The sequence below is a fragment of the bacterium genome (assembly GCA_023145965.1).
Classification (GTDB): Bacteria; UBP14; UBA6098; order UBA6098; family UBA6098; genus UBA6098.
In genome coordinates, this window is the sequence record JAGLDC010000066.1 from 38,028 (window position 1) to 54,640 (window position 16,613).

The 16,613-nt window shown below is 44.2% G+C and carries 11 protein-coding genes, 1 tRNA gene and 1 pseudogene; 8 read left to right on the forward strand and 5 right to left on the reverse strand.

Translation table 11 applies throughout. The annotated features are described in order from the left end of the window. Nucleotides 1-23: 23 nt before the first annotated feature. Both KAH81_06695 and KAH81_06700 read right to left on the reverse strand, forming a co-directional pair. The gene (locus KAH81_06695; GenBank protein ID MCK5833343.1) at nucleotides 24-692 is read right to left on the reverse strand and encodes a cysteine hydrolase; all 669 of its coding nucleotides are present in this window, start codon (nucleotides 690-692) and stop codon (nucleotides 24-26) included. Between the two features lie 371 nt (nucleotides 693-1,063). After that, nucleotides 1,064-2,428: an 8-oxoguanine deaminase gene (locus KAH81_06700; GenBank protein MCK5833344.1), complete on the reverse strand. Its 1,365-nt coding sequence runs from the start codon at nucleotides 2,426-2,428 to the stop codon at nucleotides 1,064-1,066. A gap of 321 nt (nucleotides 2,429-2,749) precedes the next feature. Here KAH81_06700 and KAH81_06705 point away from each other — a divergent pair, with 321 nt between their 5' ends. The 4 genes from KAH81_06705 to KAH81_06720 are packed head-to-tail and all read left to right on the forward strand — an operon-like array spanning nucleotide 2,750 to nucleotide 9,038. After that, entirely contained in the window at nucleotides 2,750-4,075 is a 1,326-nt protein-coding gene (locus KAH81_06705) for a DUF4139 domain-containing protein (GenBank protein MCK5833345.1), read from the forward strand. A 17-nt stretch (nucleotides 4,076-4,092) separates the two neighbouring features. Next, complete coding sequence (locus KAH81_06710) at nucleotides 4,093-5,004, forward strand: mechanosensitive ion channel family protein (GenBank protein ID MCK5833346.1); 912 nt, start codon at nucleotides 4,093-4,095, stop codon at nucleotides 5,002-5,004. A 20-nt stretch (nucleotides 5,005-5,024) separates the two neighbouring features. After that, entirely contained in the window at nucleotides 5,025-6,506 is a 1,482-nt protein-coding gene (glgA, locus tag KAH81_06715) for a glycogen synthase GlgA (protein MCK5833347.1), read from the forward strand. A 30-nt stretch (nucleotides 6,507-6,536) separates the two neighbouring features. After that, nucleotides 6,537-9,038: an NTP transferase domain-containing protein gene (locus KAH81_06720; protein MCK5833348.1), complete on the forward strand. Its 2,502-nt coding sequence runs from the start codon at nucleotides 6,537-6,539 to the stop codon at nucleotides 9,036-9,038. A 2-nt stretch (nucleotides 9,039-9,040) separates the two neighbouring features. Here KAH81_06720 and KAH81_06725 read toward each other — a convergent pair whose 3' ends face one another. Further along, on the reverse strand, nucleotides 9,041-10,348 hold the full coding sequence (locus tag KAH81_06725; GenBank protein MCK5833349.1) for a thymidine phosphorylase: 1,308 nt from the start codon (nucleotides 10,346-10,348) through the stop codon (nucleotides 9,041-9,043). Nucleotides 10,349-10,354: 6 nt separating this feature from the next. Then, nucleotides 10,355-11,668, reverse strand: a complete 1,314-nt coding sequence (locus KAH81_06730) for an FG-GAP repeat protein (protein ID MCK5833350.1) — start codon at nucleotides 11,666-11,668, stop codon at nucleotides 10,355-10,357. Between the two features lie 386 nt (nucleotides 11,669-12,054). On the opposite strand from KAH81_06730, the gene KAH81_06735 reads away from it, so the two are divergent. The 3 genes and pseudogenes from KAH81_06735 to KAH81_06745 all read left to right on the forward strand — a co-directional run bounded on the left by KAH81_06735 (nucleotide 12,055) and on the right by KAH81_06745 (nucleotide 15,701). Continuing rightward, nucleotides 12,055-14,487 carry an endonuclease MutS2 gene (locus KAH81_06735; protein MCK5833351.1) on the forward strand — a complete coding sequence of 811 codons (2,433 nt, stop codon included), beginning with the start codon at nucleotides 12,055-12,057 and terminating at the stop codon, nucleotides 14,485-14,487. A gap of 3 nt (nucleotides 14,488-14,490) precedes the next feature. Beyond that, nucleotides 14,491-15,168: a zinc metallopeptidase gene (locus KAH81_06740; GenBank protein ID MCK5833352.1), complete on the forward strand. Its 678-nt coding sequence runs from the start codon at nucleotides 14,491-14,493 to the stop codon at nucleotides 15,166-15,168. Nucleotides 15,169-15,280: 112 nt separating this feature from the next. Beyond that, a pseudogene (locus KAH81_06745) lies at nucleotides 15,281-15,701 on the forward strand (EamA family transporter). Nucleotides 15,702-15,758: 57 nt separating this feature from the next. Here the strand turns inward: KAH81_06745 and KAH81_06750 are convergent. Beyond that, nucleotides 15,759-15,835 (reverse strand) — tRNA-Met (locus KAH81_06750). 319 nt (nucleotides 15,836-16,154) lie between these two features. On the opposite strand from KAH81_06750, the gene KAH81_06755 reads away from it, so the two are divergent. Next, a complete protein-coding gene (locus KAH81_06755) occupies nucleotides 16,155-16,490 on the forward strand; it encodes a ferrous iron transport protein A (protein ID MCK5833353.1) in 336 nt (111 codons plus the stop codon). Nucleotides 16,491-16,613: the final 123 nt, after the last annotated feature.

The window sequence follows — 16,613 nt, forward strand, 5'->3', positions numbered from 1 at the left end:
TCTAATTCGCTTTCGCCGATCTGCTAACAGCTTCCATTTCTCTCTAAGTCCAATATTATATTTTTCACTTTGGTGATATACGCAAAGCCAAATGCCAGATTGAGAAGACTGGCAACATGCATCTGCTCGCAAACCGAGCCAGTGCCATCAGCTGGGAAAAATACTCGATAATCACGATAATAAGCATCACGTGCCGTGGATTCACAACACATATTGGTCATGATGCCGGATATCACTAAATCCTCTATCTTTAAACACCGGAGAATGGTCTCTAAATCTGTGTTGTAAAACGAGGAATATCTGTGCTTATAGATAACCTTCTCGTTACCAATCGGCGCAATATCTTTGTGTATTTTGCTTTCAGAGCTTCCCTCAAGACATCGACCTTCCCACCACCACGACATAATACCGAGATCTATCTCTTCAGGATGATGAACATGTTTAGTGAAAATTACAGGTCTTCCTGCAGAACGAAAGGCCTCAATAAGCCTCTTTAGATTTGGAATTATTGCCGAACCACCGCAGGTATACGTCGGAGAAGCCTCGTCCAAAAAAAAATCCTGCATATCCACAACCAGAAGAGCACTCGCCGACGTATTTAATTGCATCTTATGCAAATTATACGGGCGGATACGCTCCAACCACCCATTCGATTTCGTTTCAAGATTCTCTGCCGTAACATAATTTTGCACTATAAACCTCCCAAAAGGAAACAGAGAGTAATATATGGCTGGGTTTACGCAAGTCAAGAAAAATACAATAAACCACTTCGGAGATTAATCTTCATCAAATTATACCTATTAAAATGCACCCCTTTTAAAAAACCCATGAAAGCAAAGAAGCTGGCGCGGGCGGCGGCGCGCTATTTGCCGCCTGCAAATAGCGCGACATCCGTGAAGGGTAGATGGGATTTTTGCGCGAAATAAATCAAGATAAAACTACGAAATAAACGCAATAGCAAAAATCGTGATAGCGCTATAACTGAGTAAAAACAGAATTAGCCCAGCCGGTATCTGCGCTTCTAATTGCAATCTTACAATGCCAACAAAAATCCCGCAAAGGCTTAATTATTTCTTTTGAATAACCTCTTTGCCGATTCATTAGCCCTAGAAATAATCTCTTTCTCGTCAATATTCGCTATCTTTCCATTTTTAACAACGACTTGTCCATCGACAACAGTATATTTTGCTGTATGATCAAAACCAGAGAAAACAAGCGCCGCCAAAGGATCTGATAATCCACCGGCATATCCAATACTATCGAGATTAAAAACAGCTATATCCGCACCCATACCAGCCTGTAAAGAGCCAAGATTCGAATAACCGAGAAGCTTTGCGCCTCCATGCGAAGCCATAGATAAAACCTCACGAGCCGAAAGCGAGGAAGATCCGTATTTCACACGCTGAAGCAACATAGCATTGCGCACTTCACCAAGCATGTCTGATGAATCGTTTGAAGCCGAGCCATCTACACCGAGACCAAGACGAATCCCTGTATCGAGCATCTCGCGAATCCTCGCTATTCCAGACCCAAGGCGCATATTCGACGTCGGACAGTGACAAACTCCCGTGCCGGTTTCCGCGAGTAACTCCAGTTCCATATCATTGAAATAGATACCATGAGCAAAATAAACATCCTCTCCCAACCAGTTCCATTTTTCCATAAGTTCCAATGGTCGCTTACCATATTTTTCTAGACAAAAATCCTCCTCGTCCATCGTCTCACCAAGGTGTGTATGTAGGATGACCGACCTATCTCGTGCGAGAGATGCCGTCTCAATCATAAGCGAAGGATCGACTGAAAAAGGGCTACATGGAGCAAGAGCAATTTTATGCATCGAGAGCGGCGATGAATCGTGAAATCTGTCTATTACGCGCTCCATATCGCAGACTACATCTTCCGTCGATTGCACGACGTTATCTGGTGGAAGTCCTCCATCCGCCTCGCCAAGCGTCATAGAACCACGCGTTGGGCTAAAACGAATTCCAAGCCTATCCGCAGCCTCGAACTGAAGCTCCATTATATCGCCTTTAAACTCACGCGGATAGAGATACATGTGATCCGAACTCAATGTGCAACCGGTTTTAAGAAGTTCGGCGCAAGCAAGAAGCGTAGAGTTAAAAACAGCATCGGCATCGAGCTTGGCCCAAATGGGATAAAGATATTTAAGCCAATCAAAAAGTTTAGCATCTTGAGCACCCGGAAGATTGCGAGTTAGCGTCTGGTAAAAATGGTGATGACAATTAACGAGACCTGGAATTGCAACACATCCAGTGCAATCGATAACATCCGTCAACTCGGTATCGAACGAAATATCCTTGCCTATTTTCGATATAATATTCCCATCGATTAAAATATCGGCATTCGCTATCTCACTCCCCTTCTCATCGAAAGTTGCCACAAGCATACAATTTCTTAAAATGAGCATATCTCAATCCTTTAATTCGAGTTAATAAAATCTAAATTAGATTCTGTTGATGTCAAGTATTAGAACGCCTTGAGATTTATAATCTCCTTTCCAAATTATTAAATCTTTAGAGGAACAATTTAAAAATTCTATATCTCACCCAAAATTTTATGAGATTTGAACCCCCGATTAATATAATAAATTATATAAGGAATCACATTATCTTAATAAGCCAAGTTTCATGAAAATATTTGTTAGCCAATTCAGAAACTTAATCTATATAAACTGTCTGGCTTGACAATTGCTGTTTAAAATTTAAAATAGTATAAAAATGGAGGGAACATGAAAAAAGCACTATTATTATGTATTTTTTCAGCGGCAATAGCTTTTGGCGAAATTGCTGTTACTATTTATAGCGATGGATTCGCTCTCGTAAAGGAACAAAGAAAACTCGATTTTAAAAAAGGCACTACTGAATACAATTATTCCCCGGTTCCTTCGCAGATTACACCTCAAACAGTCCATTTTGCCGGTGATGGAATAGCCGTTCTAGAACAGAATTATGAATACGATATAGTTAGCACGGACAGGCTTCTCCAGAAAAACCTCGATAAAAATATTCGTATCGACCTTGCCGACGGTGGAGAAAGTGTCACCGGAATATTGCTATCGGCTACATCCAATTCGATATTAGTGGATGTTAAAGGTGTTCTATCTTCATACCGTTTGGAGAAAATCGTTAATGTAGCCTTTCTCGAAAGGCCGGAAAAACTCTTTACTCGCCCTACGCTGGTCTGGATGCTTAATTCGGAAAACGATGGCAAGAAGGACACCGAGCTTTCATATATGACAGGGGGCTTGGATTGGGAAGCCGCATATGTTGCCAATGTTGACAAGGACGATAAACACCTTTCGCTCGATGGATGGGTAACTATTCGAAATAACTCCGGAATGACCTTCGATAATGCCAAACTTAAACTCGTTGCCGGAGAAGTCCATCGAGTCCAAAACAAGCCGGCCCCAAGGTCGGCAAAGGCTGGCGGGATAATGATGATGGACGAGGCTATGCCTGTGGGCTTTGAAGAGGAATCTTTCTTCGAATATCATCTCTACACACTTCCAAGACCAGCTACAGTGGCCGACAGACAAGAAAAACAACTTACTCTTTTTCCCAGCGCAAATACCGAAGTTAAAAAAATCTTTGTCTATGAAGCAAGCAGATCCAACGATGTTCGGGTAGAACTCGAATTCGAGAATTCCAAGGAAAAGGGCTTGGGAATGGCCCTTCCAGAAGGAATAATTCGTGTTTATAAGGAAGATAAATCCGGCGCACCTCAATTTGTGGGCGAGGATAGAATCGAACACACTCCCAAGGATGAAGAAATTAGGATCTATCTTGGCAATGCCTTCGATATCGTAGCCGAGAGAACAACTAAGGACTACAAAAGGATCTCAAATAGAATCTATGAGGAGAACTTTGAGGTTAAAATACGAAATCACAAAGAAGAAACCGTGATTGTAACAGTCGTAGAAAAGTTCTGGGGCGACTGGTTCATTAAAACTGAAAACATAAAGGGCAAACAGAAAGATGCTCGAACTAACGAATGGGAAATAACCATCCCGAAAGATGGAGAAACAGTACTCACATACACAATAAGGCACAAATAATAGAATAGGGTTAAATTATGTTTGGTTTAAATTGGGACGAAATTTTAGATAGCGTTATTCTGCTAGGCGGTCGATGGCTTCTATCGAGCGGGCTCAGGATATTACTTTACGTAATTGGTGCCGTGATAATTATCAAGTTGCTTAGAAAGATCGGAAACGTGGTTATCACCAAGTTCCAGGATGACGATCCGACGACGATGAACGACCAGGAAAGAAGAGCCGAAACCCTCGTCACCGTGATGAATATCACTACCAAGGTTTTCGTTTGGAGCATAGTTTTCTTCATGATACTTCGGGAAATCGGCGCGAACATAACGCCGCTGCTCACCGGCGCGGGTGTAGTCGGTCTTGCCATCGGTTTTGGCGCGCAGAACATCGTTCGGGATTTTTTCAACGGTTTTTTGATTTTGCTCGAAAACCAATATCGCGTCGGCGATTTCGTGAAAATAGCCGAAAGGTCGGGCGGGGTCGAAAGCATTACCTTGCGCACGACCTCTATTCGAGACCTCGAGGGGATTCTCCATATAATTCCAAACGGCGAGATTAGGGCGGTCGATAACTACACATTCGCGGTTAGCAAAAGCGTTGTCGATGTGGGAATCAGTTATAATTCCAGCGTCGATTTAGCCATGGAAGTGCTCGAGTCGATTGGAAAGGAACTGCCAGAGCTTCCAGAAATAGGCCGCTTCGTCAGAGATTTCGCTATTCTCGGAGTCCAGAATCTCGGGGATAGCTCCGTCGATATACGCGTTTTGATCACGACGGATCCATCGCAGCAGTGGGCAATCGGCAGAAAATTTAAATATCTTGTGAAGAAGCGTTTCGACGAGGCCGGAATCGAGATACCATACCCCCATCAAACCGTTTATATGAGAACCGAAAACGATAATAAACCCGTACTCTCCATCGAATCCGAAAACAAAAATTAATCAACGAGGAGAATAGTCACATGTCAGAAAAACTTAAAGTCCTGCTTATCGCGGCGGAAGCCTATCCCTTTGCGAAAGTTGGCGGTTTGGCCGATGTTGCCGGCAGCCTCCCAAAACCACTTAAGAATAAGGGAATCGACATCCGCGTCATGATCCCCCTTTACGATAAAATTGATACTAAAGAATTCTCTATAGAATATTCGGGTGTTCAATTCGATGTCCCGATGGCTGATAAGACCTTTTCGGCCAAACTTTACTGTGGGAAATTTCCCGGGGACGATATACCCGTTTATTTTATCGAGTGCCCGGAGTATTTCGGGAGACCGGGTATTTATACCGATCCCGACACCGGCAAGGCCTATGCCGATGATGGCGAGCGCTTCGTTTTCTTCTCGAAATCTGTGCCATTGGCTATTCAAGCTCTGGGCTGGACACCCGATGTAATCCATGCCAATGATTATCAGACTGGCTTGATCCCAGCAATTTATAAAATTCTGGAGCCTAAATCGGAAATGGCTTTTCTCTTCAGCATCCATAATCTCGCATATCAAGGTAGATTTCAACCGGAAATACTCGACCTAATCGGTTTTGGGAAAGAACAATTTTACCCGACAGGACCGTTTGAATTCTTCGGAAAAGTCAATCTCATGAAACTTGGTATATTTTATAGCGAAATAATAAACACTGTATCACCAACCTACGCCCAAGAAATTCAATCCAGCGCCGAATTCGGTCATGGCCTGGAAGGCATACTGAGCTCAAAAAGCGACCACCTTTATGGGGTTTTAAACGGTATCGACCAAACAGTATGGAATCCAAAAAACGATAGACATATTCCATATAAATTCAACTCGGATGATCTATCGGGTAAGCGAATGAACAAAGCGGCATTGCTCAAAGAACTCGGTCTTCCTGAAAATAGAATTAACAAACCACTTATTGCGACAATAAGTCGCCTTGCCGACCAAAAAGGTTTCGACTTGCTAATACCGATTATGCATGATATCGTTTCCAAAGATGCAACCTTTGTCCTTTTGGGAACCGGGCAAAAAGAATATGAGAAGGCTTTTAGAGAACTCGGCGAAAAGTATCCGGAAAGCGTCGCCGCAGTTATTAGCTTCAAAGGGGATCTTGCACACCGCATCGAGGCTAGTGCAGATATGTTCCTTATGCCTAGCAAATATGAACCTTGCGGATTGAATCAAATGTATTCGATGGCTTACGGAACTATCCCCATCGTGCGCAAAACAGGAGGCCTTGCCGATACTGTTACACAAGCCGATTTGGCCACTGATAGCGGAACAGGCTTTGTTTTTGAAGAATATTCCAAAGAGGCATTCCTCGGGGCAATATCCCTCGCCCTGAAAGCCTTTGATGATGAGCGCGCTTGGCGTAAACTTCAGCAGAGAGCTATGAGCTTCGATTCTTCTTGGGAAAACTCAGCGGAAAAATATATTGAATTATATAAACAAGCCATAGCTTTAGCTCGTAAGTCGGATTAAAATACATTCCTTTTTCCGGATGGTTCCCAAATGAAATGTGTGATTCTAGCCGGCGGTTTCGGAACTCGCCTCAGGCCATTAACATTTAGACTTCCAAAACCTATGGTGCCGCTTCTTGGAAGGCCTATGATGGAACATGTCGTCGATCGCATCCGTGAAGCTGGCATTACCGAAGTGATCTCCTTGCTTTATTTTGAACCAGAGATCATTAGTAAGCATTTCGGCGACGGAAGCCACCTCGGCGTAAACATGAATTATGTTCTCTCGCAGGCTGACTGGGGGACTGCCGGTGCGGTGAAAAATGCCGCCGGTCAAATAGACGATACCTTCCTCGTAATGTCCGGCGATGTTCTCACCGACTTCGATTTACGCTCAGCTCTTGCATTTCACAAAGAAAAGGGAGCTTCCGCCACAATCGTTCTCACGCAGGTTAAGAAACCACTTGCTTATGGCATTGTAATTACTGATCCAAAAAGCGGGAAAATAGAGCGCTTCCTTGAAAAACCTGCATGGGGTCAAGTTTTCTCTGATACAGTGAATACCGGTATATATATTTTGGAACCGCATATTCTCAATTATATTCCTCAAAACGAAGAATTCGATTTTTCAAAAAACCTTTTCCCTTTACTTATGGCGAAAGGTGAGCCTTTGTTTGGGTTTGTCGCCGAAGGGTATTGGCGTGATGTTGGAGACCTCCGAGAATACCGTAGAGCAAATGAAGACGGTCTCGAAGGCAATATCAAACTCGGGATACCCGGTAAAGTAACCGATTTCGACGGTGCCGAGGTATATGTTGGCGAAGACGTAATTATCGAGAAAGGCGCTACATTTCAAGGAAAAGTTCTTCTTGGAAACAGATGCAAAATAGGTTCCGGAGCAAGCATTCAAAATAGCGTTATCGGCGCTGGGTGTTCAGTGGGCAGGAGAGCCATTTTGCGTGGGGCTGTTATCTGGGAAAACACACAATTGGGTGATAAAACAATGGTCGAACATGCCATAATCGCCAACAATGTGGAAATCAAGGACGGTGTGACAATATACGATCACGCAGTCGTTTCGGAGGGCTGTATTATAGGTAACGGCGCTTCGATAAGAGCAGCTGTAAAGATATGGCCGAGGAAAGAGATTGCACCTAATAGCGTAGTTACAGAAACTTTAGTTCACGGTGATAGAACCGGCGGCGAACTTTTCGCTGGAAGCAGGGTATCGGGTGTTATAAATTCTGAAATATCGCCAGAGTTCGCAGCCAAATTCGGCGCAGCTTTTGGAGCTAATCTTAAGGGCAAAGGCATTGTTCTCGTTAGTAGAGATGGCGACAGAGCAAGCCAAATAACCGAAAGGGCGCTTTTCTGCGGTGTGATGTCTTCAGGTGTCGATGTCGAGGACCTTGGAATCGCTCCAATTCCAGTTGCAAGGTGGCTATTATCGAGGAAACCCCGCTCGGCAGGGGTGCATATTAGAAAGTCGCCGCGTGATCGCAATGGCCAAGATTTGATCTTTTTCAACGGCAACGGAACCGACCTATCCATTGCCCAAACAAGATCGATCGAGAGACTTTTCGATAGAGAAGATTTTCCTCGCGCCTCTTATGATTCACTCGGAACCCTCGAACGCCCGACTGAAAGCCTTAACGATTATAAGAATGCGCTTATCAAAGCTGTCGATTCTGAAATTATCAGAAAAAGGAAATTCAAGGTCGTCGTGGACTGCTCTCATGGTGGAACCGCAAGCGTTTTACCAGATGTTCTCTCGAATATAGGTATCGATTCGATAAATGTTAACGCCGTGGTAGAACCAAACCGCATCACAAAGACAAGAAAACAAAGAGATGCTGACCAAAAAAGATTGGCAGTCATAGCCAGAAGCCTCGAAGCAGATGCGGGATTCATGCTCGATCCTTCCGGCGAAACACTGCATCTGGTTGACCATACAGGTAGATTCCTTGACGAAGATGCTGCTTTATGCGTCGTCACAGATCTTTTTATTCGAGTGGAAAAACCCAAAATCATTTCCGTGCCTATCTCCGCGACCATGGGAGTTAATCGGCTTACTCGCGAAGCTGGCATCAAGCTTAGATACACATGTAACAACCATTTATCGATGATGGAATCAGCTCTTACAGGCGAAAACGATTTTATCGGTGGCACAAAGGGAGGGTTCATTTTCCCGAGGTGGCTTTTCGCCTCAGATGCTATGTTCGCTGTATTGAAAATACTCGAGATGATGGCTAAATCAGAACTTAGATTATCTGACCTAGTCGATGAATTGCCAGATTATACGAGATCTCAAAGAAAGGTTAAATGCCCCTTCGAAAAAATGGGCATGGTAATGAGGCGGCTTATAGAAGAAACTAACGACTGCCCAAGAGATATTATCGACGGTGTTCGCATTTACACACAGGATTCGTGGGTTCTGATAATACCAGATTCAGAGCATCCCGTTTTTCACTTAATAGCTGAAGCCAAGAAACTTAAAAAGCTAAATACCGTTCTCGATGATTCCGAAGATATGCTCCTTAAGTTGATTTCTTAAATTTATTCAACTTTCTCGTGAATAAGTCGCGGCTTTCGAACAACCTCTTCAGAGATTGTGTAGGCTTTTACAAACCGCACTGCCGCTATATTAGCGCTCTCGGAGTCAGTTGCGTAAACCTCAGCAAACGGTTTGCCTTCCTCGACTTTATCATTTATTTCCTTAAAAACCTTGAACCCAACGCTTTGATTTATCTTATCTTCCTTTCGAAGTCTCCCAGCGCCAAGATTAACTCCGGCCATACCAACCTCACGAGTGTTGACAGATTTTATATATCCAGTTTTCGGAGCAACGATTGATTTTATAACAGAAGCCCTTGGAAAAATCGAAATATCATCAGCAACGCGTGGGTTTCCAGATTGAGCTTCGACCATTTCAGCAAATTTAACCAGCACCGATCCGTCTGAGAGCTTCTTATTGGCCAAATCGAGACCTTCATCGACAGAACTAACAATCCCTGAAAACATGAGCATTTCGGCTGCTAACCTGCAAGTCAAATATTCGAGCCTTGGAAGATCTATTTCCCTGCGCATAAGGAGAATACATTCCTCGACTTCGAGCGCATTGCCTATAGCCGATCCGAGCGGTTGAGACATATCTGTAACAAGAGCCTTGACTTTCTGTCCATGCGATTTTCCAATAGCAATCAGCATTTTAGCAAGCGCACGCGCTCTGTCAATAGTATCCATGAACGCTCCCGAACCGGTCTTGAGGTCAATTACCAGACCCTCTGCTCCCTCAGCTATCTTTTTGCTCATAATCGAAGCTGAAATCAGCGGGATAGATTCGACAGTAGCGGTAACATCGCGAAGAGCATATATCTTGCCATCGGCGGGTGCTAGCTCTGGACTTTGGCGGGTTATTGCGCAGCCGATATTCTTAACTTGTAATTTAAATTCCTCGATAGACAGATTTGTTGTAAAACCGGGGATTGATTCGAGTTTGTCAAGTGTTCCGCCCGTGTGACCAAGGCCACGGCCTGAAAGCATAGGAACATAACCACCGCACGCTGCAACCATCGGTGCTAGAATAAGACTAACCTTATCACCGACTCCGCCGATCGAGTGTTTATCGACAGTAACGGCTCCCAAATCCGACCAATCTATGGTATAACCGCTTCTAATATAAGCTTCGGTTAAGGCCGAGGCCTCTACATCACTCATGCCATTGAGATAAACAGCCATCAGAAAAGCCGACATTTGGTAATCGGCAATATTACCTTTAACAAAACTAAGAACAAACGCCTCGATCTCTTCAGGGTCGAGGCGTTGTCCATCGCGTTTAGCGCGAATGAATTCAGATGGATTCATGGCTTTCTATTTGTATAGATGCACAAAAGATATTCTTCCGTTGCCGAGAGGACCTGGAGACGAAACCGCATAAAGCCCCCCTTTTTTACCATAAAACTTAGGAATAAACGATACTATAGTTCCGCATTGAGCATCGGCAGAGCTTCCGTTGATATGAAAATCATTGACTGTGTCAAATTTATCACTGCCTTGAAATACCTCCACTCTTCCAGAGCGGTAATCGCCAATATCGGCAAATGGTGTCCCAATTAGAACATCAGAGAATTTATCTCCATTTACACTTCCAGAGCAAATATCATAGCCATAAAGATCTTTTGGATTTTGGCCATAAATAGTAGCTATAGGATCGCGAATAACCGGCCCGCCGGCGTAAATATATGCAACACCCTCTGTATTGGGACCATCACCCGGAGCACCTATCGCTATATCCGGAGTGCCATCACCATTGACATCGCCGGCGGAGGCTAAAGCAAAGCCAAAATTGGCTTGCGGACGCTTCCCATCAACTGTCTGCCATGGTTTAACGCTGATTATTGATCCACCCTGATAAAAATAAACCTTACCAGAGTTTCTTTGGCCAGCGGCATTGTGATAATAGGAACTAACTGCAAAATCAGATACCCCATCTCCGCTGACATCGCCGAGTATGGCTATTCTTTCACCGAAGCTATCGCCTGAAGATTCACCTTCAATAACAACCGCCGGTGTAGTGAGGTTATTACCACCAAGGAACACATAAACAACGCCAGAGTAGTTTTTGCCACCGTAACTCGCACCGACTAAAAGATCAGGAACATTATCCCCATTGAGGTCCTCGCCACCGGCGAGGCTTGTTCCAAACCAGTCGTTATATCTCTCGCCCATGAGTGTTATATCCGGAACCGTGTCGAACTGCTTGCCACCAAAATAAATATAGACTTTACCTGCATCGATTCCGCTATCGTCATTTTTGGAAGCTCCAACTGCAAAATCATCGATGCCGTCCCCGTTAATATCGCCGCAGGCACTTATTGCTGTGCCGAATCGGTCGCCAGCTTTATCTCCTACCAGATCGAATGCGGCCTTTGTGGGATCATTTCCGCCAAGATATATTGATACTTGACCTTTGAAATCAGACACTTGATAGCTTCCGGGGGCGCCAATTGCCAGATCGGTATAGCCATCGCCATTAATATCGCCGATTGACGCAATGGTCATACCATAGCGATCTCCAGCAATTTTACCCTGGAGGTTAGAAACAAAATTGAGACCTTTAACCCCAAAAGCGGCTAAAGTCAAGCCCAATAGGCAGATGACCACGAAACCAAAACGACGGTTCATAAGAGGACTCCTGTAAATTAATGCATACTCAATGCTCAATAAATATCTTAATAACAACTCATTTTAAGGCGTATTTACTCTCAAGTCAAGAGGTTTTTGTGTTTGTTGAGAAAGCACCGTAAAATATGGGTTTCCGTTTCTTGCTTATAGGTAAGACCGTGGTTGGAACATCAGTGGACAAACAAAAGGCGGGTAAAGACTAAAAGGCATTACACGAAGGCGTTAGGAAAACACCGATTGCCTGCTCCTCTGCCATTTCGAACCGAAGGGAAAAATCTCCTTCATTGCCGTCGGTTTAAACCAACGGCAATGAAATCGGACATTTTGGAACCGGTGCTTGACTATTAACCTTTATTATATAGTTTAGTAATCTCAAAGGTTTTACCATGGAAAATAGTAAGAAAGAAATAAGACAGAACGCCCTACACCACGCTCTCGAGGTGCTCGAATTCCCGCGTCTGAAGAAATTGGTCGCGGAGTTTTGCGATTCCTCGATGGGCAAGGAGCAGGCATTTGCGATAGAGCCGCTCGAAGATGTCCCACAAATCCGCAACCGCCTGGAACTTATTGGTGAAATTGAAGCGGTTTTAGCTGAATCGGGTCAGCCCGACCTGACCGGTCTCTCTGACCAACGACATGCTATTGTCACTGCTCAAAAACAAGGAATTCTGGCGCCCGAAGAGATATGGGCTATTGGCCAAATCATTACAATTGGCAACCGCCTCACTCTCTTCTGTAGAAGCGGATGCAATAATACGCCGATACTGTCCGATGTTCTTTCGGCAATCGAGGAAATTCCGGGGTTGGACAGTAAAATCGCGAATTATATTTTACCATCAGGTCAGATCGACGAAAACGCAACACCGCTTCTAACTGATTTGAGAAAGCGAAGGGCTATCGTTCACGAAAGACTCAAAAACAAACTCGAAAGCTACCTTACTAATAAGAAATATTCGAAGTTCCTTCAGGATGAACTCATTACACTGAAAAACGGACGCTTCGTCCTTCCTGTAAAAATAGAAAGCAAACAAGAAGTCGCTGGAGTTATCCACGACAGATCTTCTAGCGGAGCGACGCTATTTATCGAACCACTTCCTGTGGTTGAGATGAACAACGAGCTACGCGAGCTCGAACTTGCGGAAAAAGCGGAACTCGAGAGAATTCTCAGGATGCTGACAGAGATGATAGGCGCTCATTCTGAAGCTCTAATGTCCAATTTAACAATATTCAGTAAGTTGGATTTTCTTGTTGGCTGCGCACGATGGTCAAAAAAATTCTCCTGCATTAAACCCGATTATGGTGTCGAGCGTAACCTCGTTTTGGTCGCCGCTAGGCATCCTTTTCTTGTCTTAGAGTTAGAGAAAGAAGCCCTTTCCAAGATAGTGCCTTTAGATGTCGAACTAACCCGCGATAAACGCGCACTGATTGTCACCGGCCCTAACATGGGTGGTAAAACTGTCGCTTTAAAAACTATCGGATTGCTTTCGGCAATAGCCCGTTCAGGCTTGCCAATTCCAGCCTCCCATGGAACAAAGATACCGCATTTTTCATCTATCTTTGCAGACATTGGTGATGAGCAATCTATAGATGACTCTCTTTCAAGCTTTGCAGCACACGTTTTGCGCTGGAAAGAGGCTGCTCTTGCTGCAGATGACCGCTCTTTAGTCCTTATCGACGAGATCGGAAGCGCCACTGACCCAGAAGAAGGAACTCCTCTTTCTCGCGCTATACTCGAAGAACTCATTAAACGCAAGAGCTATATCATCGCTACAACACATTTGGGAGGCCTCAAGGCCCTTGCTACTGCAACAGAGGGAGTCACGAATGGCGCGATGGAATTCGACGAGCACAAACTCGAACCGACTTATACCCTCAAAACAGGGGCCCCCGGGCGTTCCTGGGCGTTTCAGATAGCACGTCGACTGGGATTTCCATCGGAAATTCTACAAAAGGGTGAAAACTACATCGCTAAAGGGGGATCGCAAGTAGATACTCTAATCTCCGACCTAAAAAACAAAACCGATAATGCGGAGGAGCTTCGCCGGCAAGCACAAAAGGAGCTTGCCCAGCTTAAATCTGACAGGGAAACTCTAAACGCACTGATTCAAACTACCAAAAAAAAAGCCGCTCAAGTGGAAGAACTTCGACGGCGCTACGATGACGACCGCCTCGAACTGCTCGAAAGAGAGCTTTCTGCCGAAAAAAGAAAACTCGATTTAGAATTAAGGGATTATAAAAAGCTTCAAGAAGCTACTGAATTTGCCAAACAACATGTTCGTAAAAAGATAAATGAGGTTAAACAGCACCAAAAAAAGCGCCGAGGCCCGCCAATCGAGGTTAAAAAGGACGATATGATCTGGCTTTATAGGCTAAAAAAACACGGCAAGGTCCTTCGCGAGACAGACAAGCACGGTTATATTCTGGTCGAGGTCGATGGCATTAAAGTCCGCGTTCATAGCAGTTCAGCCATGCCTCCAAAGGAAAAAAGCCAACCTCGATCATCGAAAAAAAACGGGGTTAAATACTCCCGACCGAATGTTCCTTCGGCAAAAGACCTTCGCGGCATGAATTTCGAGGAGGCCTGGAAGATAGTCGATTCGTGGCTTTCGGATGCCCTAGTTATTAGAATGCCTCGACTGGTTGTCATTCACGGTAAAGGAACAGGAGTTCTGAGGGAAAAACTTCGGAAAAAGTTAGATTCCGATAAAAGAATTTTGCGCTGGGAATATGCCGAAGCCAGCGAGGGCGGAGACGGCGCAACCATCGTTCATATTAAATTTGTTGACAAAAAAAAGGCACAGGAATTGCACTCTGAATAAACTATGTTATTTTGGGATCCAACATTTATTTTACTCATTCCCGCATTTATTTTAGCTGCGTGGGCTCAATCAAAGCTTTCACGCACCTATAAACGCTACTCGGAGGAAAAATCAGCTCGCGGAATCACTGGCGCGAACGCCGCCCGTGGGATTCTCGATTCCGAGGGATTATCCTCCGTCCAGATCGAAAAAGTAAGCGGCAATCTCACCGACCACTATGATCCAAGAAACCGAACCCTTCGCCTTTCTCAGGGAGTTTACTCATCTGATTCGATAGCCGCAATCGGAATTGCCGCTCATGAGGTTGGTCACGCTATTCAGCATAAAAACGCTTATGCTCCACTTTCTATACGCAATGCAATTGTGCCAGTAGTTAATTTCGGGAGTTTCCTCGCGTGGCCCCTTTTCATCATAGGCTTTCTTCTTAGAACTCCTGTTCTAATACAGATCGGTATAGCGCTATTCTCGGGAGCAGTTATATTCCAACTCATCACTCTTCCAGTCGAATTCGATGCATCGAAAAGAGCATTAGCGCAACTTTCCGACGGGGGTTATCTCACGATGGAGGAAATTTCTGGAGCGCGGCGCGTTCTAACCGCCGCCGCACTTACCTATGTTGCTGCTGCAGCCATGGCAATAATACAACTTCTCAGAATGATATTACTTTCGCGTAGAAGATAATTTGCTTGAAAAGCCTTATCATTTGTCATTCTAGCAAAAGCAGAAATCCAAATAAGATATACTAAAACATCAATGGAATTATAATCAGAGAGTCTATTCATAAAGGAAAACCATGAAACCTCAACTCTTTGCGCTTATGACCGCCATCGCTTGGGGAGTGGGCGGATATTTCGAAAAAAAAGGCCTGCATCTCGGGAATCTATCTCCTTAGATGGGGATAACTATACGCACAGCAATCGCATTTATTATTCTCGGCGCGTTGAGCTTCCCCCAATGGAAAACAATCGGCCACGCCAGAAGCAAAGCCTTGCTATATATGGTAATCAGTGGAGGCGTTGTCGCTGGTGCAGTCGGGATGTTGTGTTTTTATCATGCAATTAAAGGCGCACCGCTCGGGCGTGTGATGCCTATTGCGTTTACTTCTCCATTATTCGGCTCTAATGGGACTGGCTTTCGGGGGAGAAACACTAACCTCTAAGGATGCTATCGGCATTCTTCTAACAGTAGGTGGAATAGCAATACTAACTTTATAAGCTATAGGTGATAAATCAATAACTGAAGCAATAAAAAAAACCGCTAAAGCGGTATTTTGGTGGCGGGGGAAGGATTTGAACCTTCGACCTTCGGGTTATGAGCCCGACGAGCTACCAGACTGCTCCACCCCGCGACGATGGCAATATTATATGAAGTGTTACTTTATTTGTCAAGGCAATTATTTTGGTGTCGTTTATGGTATCTCAAAGATGCTCAGATCAGGGTTACTTATCAATAATGCTATCGTTCTCAATCTACTATAAACGGGAATACTTATTTCCATTCTATTGAAAACAATAGGATTATCTTGCTTTCGAGTATCAAATACATTTGATAAACAAACACTTTTTTGAGGCTATAAAATAAAGTCCTTGCTAATTCAATCATACTATATTCCTTGACATTATAAAAAAAATTTGTATTTTACTATAAAAGTTAGGAGAGCTTAACACATGAAACTCGATAGACTCGACAACGGAGATTTTGCCAAAGTTCAGTGGGTAGGCGGATGGGGGCCTATACGCTCAAGACTTCTTGATATGGGATTTGTAAAAGGTGAGATAGTCGAAGTCATACGCAGAGCGCCTATAAACGGGCCTATCGAAGTTAGTGTTAAGGGAGCGTTTCTATCTCTTCGCCCCGAAGAAGCGCAATGGATAGATGTCTTTCCCCTATCAAACCATATGCATCATCGCCACTTCAGGGGACACCATGGCGTTGGGGGAAGACACCGCTTCTTCCATAGATTATTTGGATTTCAAAATGAAAACAGTGATGAAGTAGAATGAAGAATAATGGCGAGGGAAAAAACCTTCGAGTGGCAATTGCCGGTAATCCAAACTCAGGAAAAACATCCATAGATTATTTGGATTTCAAAATGAAAACGGTGATGAAGTAGAATGAAGAATAAT